9 protein-coding genes are annotated in these 10,263 nt (G+C 43.0%); all 9 read right to left on the bottom strand.

Going from position 1 to position 10,263, the window contains the following annotated elements; genetic code table 11:
• Positions 1-291 precede the first annotated feature (291 nt).
• A complete protein-coding gene (locus tag QZ019_RS07615; RefSeq protein ID WP_295483842.1) occupies positions 292-1,272 on the bottom strand; it encodes a ribonucleotide-diphosphate reductase subunit beta in 981 nt (326 codons plus the stop codon).
• Between the two features lie 4 nt (positions 1,273-1,276).
• Entirely contained in the window at positions 1,277-3,052 is a 1,776-nt protein-coding gene (locus QZ019_RS07610) for a ribonucleoside-diphosphate reductase subunit alpha (RefSeq protein WP_295483840.1), read from the bottom strand.
• Positions 3,053-3,568: 516 nt separating this feature from the next.
• Complete coding sequence (locus QZ019_RS07605) at positions 3,569-5,323, bottom strand: ATP-binding protein (protein ID WP_295483838.1); 1,755 nt, start codon at positions 5,321-5,323, stop codon at positions 3,569-3,571.
• A complete protein-coding gene (locus QZ019_RS07600; RefSeq protein WP_295483835.1) occupies positions 5,320-5,985 on the bottom strand; it encodes a response regulator transcription factor in 666 nt (221 codons plus the stop codon). Before QZ019_RS07600 ends, QZ019_RS07605 begins: the two co-directional genes overlap by 4 nt.
• Before the next feature lie 48 nt (positions 5,986-6,033).
• Positions 6,034-6,687 (bottom strand): phosphate signaling complex protein PhoU, encoded by a 654-nt coding sequence (phoU, locus tag QZ019_RS07595; RefSeq protein ID WP_295483833.1) that lies wholly within the window; start codon positions 6,685-6,687, stop codon positions 6,034-6,036.
• The gene (gene pstB / locus QZ019_RS07590) at positions 6,687-7,442 is read right to left on the bottom strand and encodes a phosphate ABC transporter ATP-binding protein PstB (RefSeq protein WP_295483831.1); all 756 of its coding nucleotides are present in this window, start codon (positions 7,440-7,442) and stop codon (positions 6,687-6,689) included. The genes phoU and pstB overlap by 1 nt, the downstream gene beginning before the upstream one ends.
• A gap of 5 nt (positions 7,443-7,447) precedes the next feature.
• Entirely contained in the window at positions 7,448-8,305 is an 858-nt protein-coding gene (gene pstA / locus QZ019_RS07585; RefSeq protein ID WP_295483829.1) for a phosphate ABC transporter permease PstA, read from the bottom strand.
• A complete protein-coding gene (gene pstC / locus QZ019_RS07580) occupies positions 8,305-9,183 on the bottom strand; it encodes a phosphate ABC transporter permease subunit PstC (RefSeq protein WP_295483828.1) in 879 nt (292 codons plus the stop codon). The genes pstA and pstC overlap by 1 nt, the downstream gene beginning before the upstream one ends.
• Positions 9,184-9,273: 90 nt before the next feature.
• Positions 9,274-10,080 carry a phosphate ABC transporter substrate-binding protein gene (locus tag QZ019_RS07575; protein ID WP_295483826.1) on the bottom strand — a complete coding sequence of 269 codons (807 nt, stop codon included), beginning with the start codon at positions 10,078-10,080 and terminating at the stop codon, positions 9,274-9,276.
• Between the last annotated feature and the right edge of the window lie 183 nt (positions 10,081-10,263).

Below are 10,263 nucleotides of genomic sequence, written 5' to 3'. Positions count from 1 at the left end.
CCGCACAAAACATCTTAAGAAGGGCAGGACTTGCCCGGATAGCCTGTCAAGCGAACCTCATAAGAGGTCGGCAGCAGGAACCCGCCGAAGCTTACAACAGTAGCTCTATTGTTGTTTAGCAGTAGGAATCATCGGCCTTTAGGCCGGTGAGGATGTCAAGCTGCTTAGTAAAAAGTTATTAACTTTTTAGGCAGGTAAATTCCTTGATTGGAAAATAGTTTTTTCATTTTCTGTTGCTGTTTTAGGGTATTGTCTGAAAAGGATCTTATGCATCCTTTTCAGATCTTATCTTTAAGCTCCTTGGCCCCAAACGTCTGACCAGTCTCCTGATAAAGCTCCTTTGGCATAGTCAACTACGCGATTTTCAAAGAAGTTCGTGTGGGTGACTCCGAGCATGGCATCTACCCAAGGCAGAGGGTTTTTATTTTCGTTGAAAATTGACTTCATCCCCATTGCGGATAATCTTCTATCGGCAATAAAACGGATATATTTTTTTACATCTTCTTTTGCAAGTTTTTGCATTTGATTTACGCCGAATGCCAGATCGATAAAGCGGTCTTCAAGCTCTACCATTTTTTCCGCTATAGAGTAAATGGTGGATTTTAAATCATCATTCCACAGCTGCGGATTTTGCTCTATATACTCGCGAAAAAGCTTGATCATGGACTCAGTATGCAGGGTCTCATCATTGATGGACCATGCAATAATCTGTCCCATACCACGCATGGTACCGTTACGCGTAAAATTTAATAGCATGACAAAGCTTGAAAAAAGCTGCATTCCTTCGGTAAAGGCGGAAAATGCCGCCATTTTAGCCGCAATGCTTTCTTTTTGATTAAGCCTTAATCCGTGAAAAAACTCATGTTTGGCAGCCATTGCTTCATATTGCAAAAACTCATTGTATATAGCATCCGGCATGCCGATAGTTTCAATTAAATGAGAGTATGCGGCGATATGTACAGCCTCTCTTGCGGCAAAGCTTGAGAGCATCATTCTTATTTCAGGCTGCGGAAATGCCGGAAGATAGGTATGAACATAGGCGGAGCTGACATCGATGTCGCCTTGGGTGAAAAAGCGAAAAACCTTAGTCAGAAAGTCGCGTTCATTGTCATTAAGCCGCATTTTCCAATCTTTAACGTCTTCTACCATCGGAACTTCGGTCCACAGCCAATGCATTTGCTCGCTTTGCATGAATGCTTCGTAAGCCCACGGATAAACGAAGGGTTTGTAATAGTCGCGGCTTTGGGTTAAAAGATTACATTTTTCTGTCATATTATTAACCTTCACAAGCAAGGCAGGTGTTCTCGTTAAGCAAAGACTGCATATGAATATCGTCTTCGATTTTCTGTCTTTTGATGCTAAGTCCGATACGATCGGCTTTGCGCAGTTTGTCGCTGCGGCAATAGTAAAGAGATTTAAGTCCGTTTTTCCATGCAAGATAGTGGCAGGCATGCAAGTACTTTATTGGAACATCGGCAGGGAAGAACAAGTTGACGGATTGCCCCTGATCGATAAATTGCTGTCTGTCGGCGGCAAGATCGATGATAAAGCGTTGATCTATTTCCTGTGCGGTTTTGAATACGTCGCGGATTTGCTGCGGCAGGATATCAAGATGCTGTACACTGCCGTCATGCGCAATGATATCCGTCCAAATTTCTTCGGTATCAAGATTAAGCTCTTTAAGCGCTTGCTGTAGGTGGCGATTTTTCGTGATATAGGCACCCGAAAGCGTATCTTGACGGTAAACATTAGCTCGACGCGGTTCAATTGACGGTGAGGTATTGCCGACAATTAAGCTTGAAGAGGCATTCGGTGCTATCGCCATCCAATGCGAGAAACGACGCATTACTCCGGCATCGGACGCATCTGGACAAGGTCCTCTTAATGCGCACAGCCGTTTATCAGCAAGCTCACAACATTGTCTTATATGTGAAAAAATTTGTTTGTTGATGCTTTTGGCGATAACGCTTTCAAAGGGGATCCCCTTCTTTTGTAAATAAGAGTGAAATCCCAATGCGCCGAGGCCTACCGATCTTTCTTTGAATGCTGACAATTTGGCTCTTTTAATAGAATTGGGCGCATGTTCAATAAAGTATTGCAGTACATTATCCAAAAACTCCATGACATCGTCTATAAATTGAGAATCATGGCGCCACTCGTCAAAATACTCAAGGTTTAAAGAGCTGAGACAGCAAACGGCGGTGCGCTGCGCATTTGTCGGTAAAAATATTTCCGTACATAAATTAGAGCCGTTGATATGCAGATTTTTTGCTTTAAGCCAATGCGGAAGAGCTTTTTCTGCAGTGTCGGTAAATATTAAATAGGGTTCGCCGGTTTGCATGCGCAATTCTAAAATTCTTTGCCACAGATCGCGTGCACTTACGGTTTCAATAATTTTTTTGCTGTGCGGGTCGATAAGCTGCCAAGAGTCATCCGCATTGTCATCCTGCATGCATTTTGTAATTTTTTGCATGAAAGCGTCGGAAATATTGATTCCGTGGTGCAGGTTTAACGTGCGCATGTTTTGATCGCCCGTCGGTTTACGCATTTCGATAAAAGGAATGATGTCAGGATGAGAAATGTCTAAAAAAGCGGCATAAGATCCTCGCCGCGTCGTTCCCTGACGGTATGCAAGACATGCCGCGTCGTAAATTTTAAGATGGGGCATGACGCCGACGCTTTTTTCGTCAGCGCTGCGGATCCCCAAATGAATGCCGATGCCGCCGCCTAACATCGAAAGTCGGTTTACTTCAGATAACGTATCGATTAGGCCGTCAGAACTGTCTTCCATATATGAAAGAAAGCAGCTTACCGGCAATCCTTGGGAAGTTCGTCCAAAGGAGAGTATCGGAGTGGAAAAACTCAGCCAGTGACGGGACGCGTAATTATAAATCCTTTGGGCATGCTCTTTATCGGTACCGAAAGTTTCGGCTACAAAAGCAAAACGCTCTTGAGGAGAATTTTCTTCCGGGCGCATATAACTTTCTTTAAGGCGTGTAATTCCCAGTTCATCAAATAAATTATCTTTAGTCAAATCTATTTTTAATGACATTTTATTTTCCTAAATCCGCATAGAGCGCTAAAGGATACAACAGTATGTGATTATTTGACTAGGAAGGTTATGATTAAAAACAAGCAATTAATAATTTTTATCTAAAGAGAGCAGTGGCAAAAACCACGTTCTTCAGTCGGAGAGCCCCACGGAAATAAAACCGGTTGTTAAGTCGGAGTTTTTTGCTGCTCAATATATTGCCGGATAATGGATATGGGAGTCCCGCTGCATGAGAAAGCGAAAAAAAAACGGCGACCGTAAAGCATTTCCTCATGCAAATGGACTAATGAAAAAGTTGATGTAGGCGTATTGGAACATTTGTCCTTAAAGAGTAAATTATTTTCCTGCATGCATGTTCATTTGTTTTTGTTTGCAAAAAACGGCTTTACTCAAGGCTGCGAAGAAAGAGCAAAACAAATGGGAAATGTGTCTTTAGTGATATTTTCAGAATTGGCTGATGCGTTTAAATAGATTTTTCTCTTCCTCTGTAAAATGACGTGGAAGAGAAAAATAGTTTTACTTTTTATTTGAAGTTTCTTTTTCGACGTTTTGTTCTGAATCGGGATTTGGAGCTAAGCGCTTTTTAAAGCAAACCGTAAAGGTTGAACCGATCCCTTCTTTGCTTTCAAGCTTGATTTTACCTTTATGGAACAAAACTACGCGCTTGACGATGGAAAGACCGAGCCCCGTTCCGCCCATACGGCGGGAATGGCTCTTGTCGACACGATAAAAACGCTCAAAAATGCGCGCCTGATGTTCAATCGGAATACCGATGCCGTTATCGTTGACTTTCAAGATGATTTTTTTATCCGTCTCTTCCGTGATTACTTTGACAAAGCCGCCGTCTTTGCCGTATTTGACCGCGTTGTCGCACAAGTTGTAGATAAGCTCGTATAAATAACGGTAGACACCGAAATAAGTGACGTCATCTCCTTCTTGAATAAGCTTGATATGATGCTCTTCGGCTTTGTGCGCAATGCTTTCGAATACTTCTTTGGTGATTTGCTTGAAGCTCACGGTCTCGTGCATGCTTTCATGCAGTTCATCAAGCCGTGACAGCAGAATAATATCTTCAATCAATCTGACAAGGCGGGTGCCTTGAGAGCGGATGCGCCCGGCGAAAGCTTCAAGATCGCCGTTTTTGACCAAACCGTTTTCAATAAGCTCGGCACAGCCGATAATCGACTGCAGTGGAGTTTTTAGCTCATGAGAAACGTTGGCCGTAAATTCCTGGCGCTGTCTTTCGGCGCGGCGTTTTTCCGTTACGTCAATAACGATTAGGGCAAAACCTGCAATCCGGTTGTTGACGATAATCTGATTGTAACGAATTTGATAATCGCGGCCGTCCTTTTGGATTTCAACGATTTTTTGCTTGGTTTTGCGGTCCAGCAGTAAAAATTCCTGAGTGTAGGTATTGGATCTGTCAATACTTAAAATACTTTTACCGATGCAGTCTTCTGAAACATTGAAAATTTTTCGGGCGGTTTTATTGACGGTAAGTATGATGCCCTGGCGATTTAAGAGCAGCAGACCTTCGGTCATGCTCTTGGTAATAACGAGAAATTCTTCGTTTTTACTTACAAGCTCTTCAAGTTGTGATTCAATCTGCAGCTGCTGTTTCTCTATCTTTCTTAAAAACGGTTGTACTTCGCTGTAGGCGTCATTGCACAAAGGATGATTTAAATCGATTTCATCAAGAGGTTTGACAATGGAATTGGCAAGCCAAGAAGCGAAGAAATAAGCAATCATGCCCAAAAAGACAATGATGAAGGCAAAGTATAGCGCCATATGGGCTGTAACCGTAAGTAGGCTTACGGTGGTGACGGAAGTGCGCAGAACAGCGTTGTTATTGAGTTTTACCGCATAATAATAAGTTTGCATTTCCATAGTATGGGAATAACGCATACTTTCGCCGACACCTGATAATCGTGCTTCTTTTATTTCTTCACGATCATAGTGGTTTTCCATTGTGTCACTGTCATTTTCGTTGTCAAAAAGCACGGTACCGTCTTCGGCGATATAAGTTAAGCGGTATTGGTTGTTTAAAATGTTATGCGAAAGGAAGCTAGGCCCCAAATGGTTTACTTCTGCCGCAGCATTGCTTGTAAATTGCTGCAGGCGGGATTTTTCAGTATTTACATAAGAGTTGTGCATGATCACGAGCACAATGGTCAGTGTCGCGATCAAGACAAGCAAAAAAGAACTCAAGACCGTCCAGAAAATTTTACGCTTCATGCTGATATTGGCGGTCTTTTCAATTACTTTAATCAAAATTCTGCCTTATAACCGATGCCGCGGACTGTTTTTATTATATAGTCCATGGACATGAGTTTTTGTCTTAAGGTTCTTATGTGTACGTCAACGGTACGGCTTTCGCCGTCGTAGTCGGTTCCCCAGACGATGTCTAAAAGCTGTTCGCGTGAATATACACGGCCTTCATGCTTGACTAGAAGGAGTAAAAGCTCAAATTCTTTATAAGTAAGATCCACTTCTATGTCATTAACGGAGATGGTGCGGCTTTCTTCATTAATCTTTAATTTATCTACGGTGATAATTGAAGACGTGTCTTTATGGCAGCGGCGCAGTACGGCTTTTACTCTTGCCGCCATTTCAATCATGGAAAAAGGTTTGGCAAGATAATCGTCAGCTCCGATATCAAGTGCTTGTACTTTTTCAAATTCAGCACCGCGGGCGGTTGCCATGATAACCGGCAGATCTCTTGTTTTGTGATTGGATTTAAGGCGTTTTAAAATTTCGATACCGTCAAGATCGGGAAGCATAACGTCAAGAATAACGAGATCGGGAACGTTATTTTCAAGGGCGGTAAAAAAAGCTTTTCCGTCTTCAAAACCTTCGGCTTCAAGACCTAAAGATTTTAAAGTGTAGATTTCTATTTCTCTTATGTTGGTATCATCTTCTACACAGTAAATCATAATGACCTCATAAATGCCCTTAGCCTTACACGGCTAAGGGCGTTGTCTTTAGATAATTTCGCCGGAGGAATGATGTCCGGTTATTGCGAAAATTATCCAGTTGGCGACATTACAGGAATGATCGGCGATTCGTTCCAGATATTTGGCAATTAAAAGCATATCAAGAGGAATTCTGGCTTCATGATCGTTTTTCTCGATTAAGGAGATAAGACGTGAACGCATCTTGATAAAGTGTTCGTCTACGATATCATCCTGAGCCAAAACACCTTTGGCGGTTTCAATATCTAATTTTACGAAAGAGTCGATGGCTTCTTTGAACATTTTTTGCGTCCGTTTTGCCATTTCGGACAATTCTTTGAAGTTCTCGTTATCTTCATATTTAAGACGCAGGGCAATTTCGGCGATATCGCTTGCCTGATCGCCTATGCGCTCTAAATCAGTAATGATCTTAAAACTTGAAGATATTAAGCGCAAATCTGAAGCTACCGGCTGCTGATGAAGAATAAGCGACAGACATAAAGCTTCGATTTCGCTTTCTTTGGCGTCGATTTTATCGTCCGACTCCGCAATGACTGAAGCCTTGGCATTATCATTTTGTTCAAAAGCGTCAAGAGCGTCTTTTAACATGTTTTCACATAAAGATCCCATTAAAATAAGCTCTTTTTTAAGCTCTTCAAGCTGCTTTGTATAATTGTTTCTCATTATCCGAATCTCCCGCTGATGTAATCTTCGGTTCTTTTATCTTTTGGAGTGTTGAAAATCTGATCGGTTTTACCGTACTCGATTAGGTCGCCAAGTAAGAAGAAGGCGGTGGTATCGGAGATACGAACTGCCTGCTGCATGTTATGCGTAACGATAATGATGCTGTATTTTTGCTTAAGTTCAAGGACCAAATCTTCAATTTTTGAAGTGGAAATCGGATCAAGAGCTGATGTCGGCTCGTCCATCAAAAGAACGTCGGGTTTTACGGCAAGGGCTCTTGCGATGCACAGTCTTTGCTGCTGTCCGCCCGATAAGCCTAAGGCTGAAGACTTAAGGCGATCTTTCACTTCGTCAAAAATCGCGGCGTCGATTAAGGATTTTTCGACAATTTCGTCAAGCTGTGCTTTGTTTTTGATGCCGTGAGTACGAGGACCGTAGGCGATATTGTCATAAATGCTCATCGGGAACGGATTGGGTTTCTGGAAAACCATACCTACCTGACGGCGCAAAGAGGTGACGTCGAGGTTCTTGTCTAAAATTTCCTCATTGCGGTATAGAATTGAACCGGTGGTTCTTACTGACGGAATGAGGTCGTTCATTCGATTTAAAGTTTTAATGAAGGTCGATTTACCGCAGCCTGACGGTCCGATGAGAGCGGTGATGGCGTTTTCATCGATATCCATATTGATATCAATCAGCGCGCGGTGATCGCCGTAATAAAGATTGAAATCTTTAACTTGAAATACTTTAGCCATGAGTATTAACCTTTACTTTTTTGAAATCTTTTGCCCACGTAGGAGGCTGACATATTGGTAATAAATGAGAGCACGAGGAGGATTGCCGCAATAACGAAGGCTACTTCAAATTCGCCTTGCTCTTTAGCGTAAACATATAGAGCAACGGTCAAGGTGGCACCCGAATGGGTTAAAGCGTCAAAGAAGCCGTTTAACGCATGCGCAAAGCCGGCGGTAAAGAGCAACGCTGCAGATTCGCCTATCATACGGCCCGTTGCCAAAATACAACCTGTAACGATACCGTCGATGCAGCAGGGCAGAACCACGGTTCTAATCATATGCCATTTGCCTGCGCCGAGTCCGAAAGCGCCTTCACGGTATCCCTGCGGAACGGTTTTAAGACTTTCCTGAACAGTACGGATGATGGTCGGCAAGTTCATGATCACCAAAGTTAAAGCACCTGACAGCAATGAGGTTTTTAGTGAAAAGAACTGGCAGAAAATGAGCATACCGGTAAGACCGTAAATAATGGAAGGAATACCTGCAAGTGACTCAATTGCGTATTCAATCATACCTACAAGCTTTTTAGATTTAGCATACTCGGTAAGATAAATGGCCGCACCGATGCCCAAAGGCAGAACGAATACCAAGGTGGTGATAATGATATAAATGGTATTTAAAATATCCGGCAGCACGCCGATGCTGTCATCAAGATAGCTCGGTTTGGTAGTCAAGATTTTGACGGAAAAGTGCGGAATTGACTCTACTGCTATGTAAATGATGAGGAAGAAGGTCAATGCCACGGTAATGCCGGTGCATAGCAGCATCATAAAATTCATGGTGCCGCAGTAGGCTTTACGTCTTAAAGGAAGATTGTTTTGCATTAATTTTTACCTCTATGTTTTAAGACGAGGTTCAAGGTTGCATTAATAAGCATAATGAAAACGAACAGAACTAATGCAATTGAGAACAATGCGTCGCGCTGCAAGCCTGAGGAGTAGGACATTTCACTTGCTACGGCGGTGGTCAGGAAGCGTACGCTTTCAAATAGAGACGGCATGTTGGGAGCGTTGCCGGCAACCATCATAACGGCCATTGCTTCACCGATGGCACGGCCTACACCCAATACCACGGCAGCTGCGATACCGCTTTTTGCCGCAGGAACCATTACTTTGTAATAGGTTTCAATTTCGGTTGCGCCTAAGGCAAGAGATCCTAACTCGTATTCCTCAGGAACAGCTTGAATTGCGGTAATCGATACTTTAATGATGGAAGGCAAAATCATGATTGCCAAAACAAGAATTGAAGCAAGCAAGCTTGAACCGTCAGGCAAATCGAAGATAACCTGAATTCCTGGAACCAGAACCAACATACCGATAAAACCGTAGACTACGGAAGGAATTCCGGCCAACAAATCGATTAACGGGGAAACGAATTTATAAACGTGACGCGGTGCAAATTTTGCCAGATATACGGCAGTAAAGAAGCCCAGTGGTAAACCGATAATGATTGCGCCTGCAGTACCGTAAATGGAAGTTAAGATAAACGGCAAAATACCGAATTGCGGGTTAGCTGCGGTAGATGCCCATTTTGTTCCGAAAAGGAAATCGATAAGACCGATTTCTTTGATAGCTGGAAGACCTGCTATAACCAAGTAGATGCAGATGACCAGCACGAAGCCGACGTTTAGAATGCCGAGAAACAAAAACACCATATGGGCGATTTGTTCGACATTAATGCCGGTACCTTGTTTTTTTAGCATATTTTTGTTCCGAAAAAAGCAGGTCATCGGGGTTTACGACCTGCTTGGGGCACATTTGATAATTTAGGTTTTAAGTGTTTTTACTTAAGATTATTTCTTGGCTACAGGAACAACGCCGGCCTTGATAAGGATGGGCTTGGCTTCATCGGAGAAAGCAAAATCGATGAATTTCTGTGCACCTTCAGAAAGCTTGGCGCCTTTCTTGGTAACTAAAACAAACGGTCTTTGAATCTTGTAGGAGCCGTCGGCGATGGTAGGCTCGGTAGCGGCAACGCCTTCAACAGTAACGCCCTTAACCTTGTCGTTCATGGAAGCTAAGGAAATGTAGCCGATAGCGTTTTCGTTCTTTGATACTACGGTCATAACGTCACCGGTGGAGGTGAGTTCCTGACGATATTTGCAGGCATCTTTAGTATTGGTGATGGTTTCAAAACCGTCACGGGTGCCTGAACCTGCTTCACGGCCGATAAGAACGATCGGGTTGTCAGCGCCGCCGACATCTTTCCATGAAGTTACTTCACCCTTGAAAATTTTTGCAATCTGATCGATTGAGAGGTCGTTAACTTTGTTAGCTGGGTTAACGACAACGACGATACCGTCTAAAGCTAAAGTGGCGCCGTCCAAAGTTTTGGCTTCGTCAGCTTTTAAAGCACGGCTTGACAAACCGATATCGCAGCGTCCTTCCTCAGCAGCGGTGATGCCTGAACCTGAACCGGTAGGATTGTAGGTGAAGGTTACATCATCATACTTGTTGGAAAAAGCTTCGCCTAAAGAGCCGATAACTTTCTCCATTGAAGTTGAACCGTCGGTTGAAACGGTCATTTCGGCAAAAGAGGGGGTAGCGACAGCTGCAGTTAAGCACATAGCGGCTAAAACTGAAACGATTTGTTTTTTCATAAAGTCATACCCCACAATGGAAAACAGAAACGGTTATTACGGTTTCATTATATCATGCTGCTGTCTGTTCAGACAGCGGGCATAGCGCACAAAAATAAAGGAATTATGCTATATCAATCCAAGGCAGGAACAGGAGGGTTTGTAAAGCTATGGATTATAAGGTTTTAACACAGGATGATTTGC

The sequence above is a fragment of the uncultured Succinatimonas sp. genome, assembly GCF_905203285.1.
Taxonomy (GTDB): domain Bacteria; phylum Pseudomonadota; class Gammaproteobacteria; order Enterobacterales; family Succinivibrionaceae; genus Succinatimonas.
This window is presented reverse-complemented; position numbering and strand designations above follow the sequence as displayed.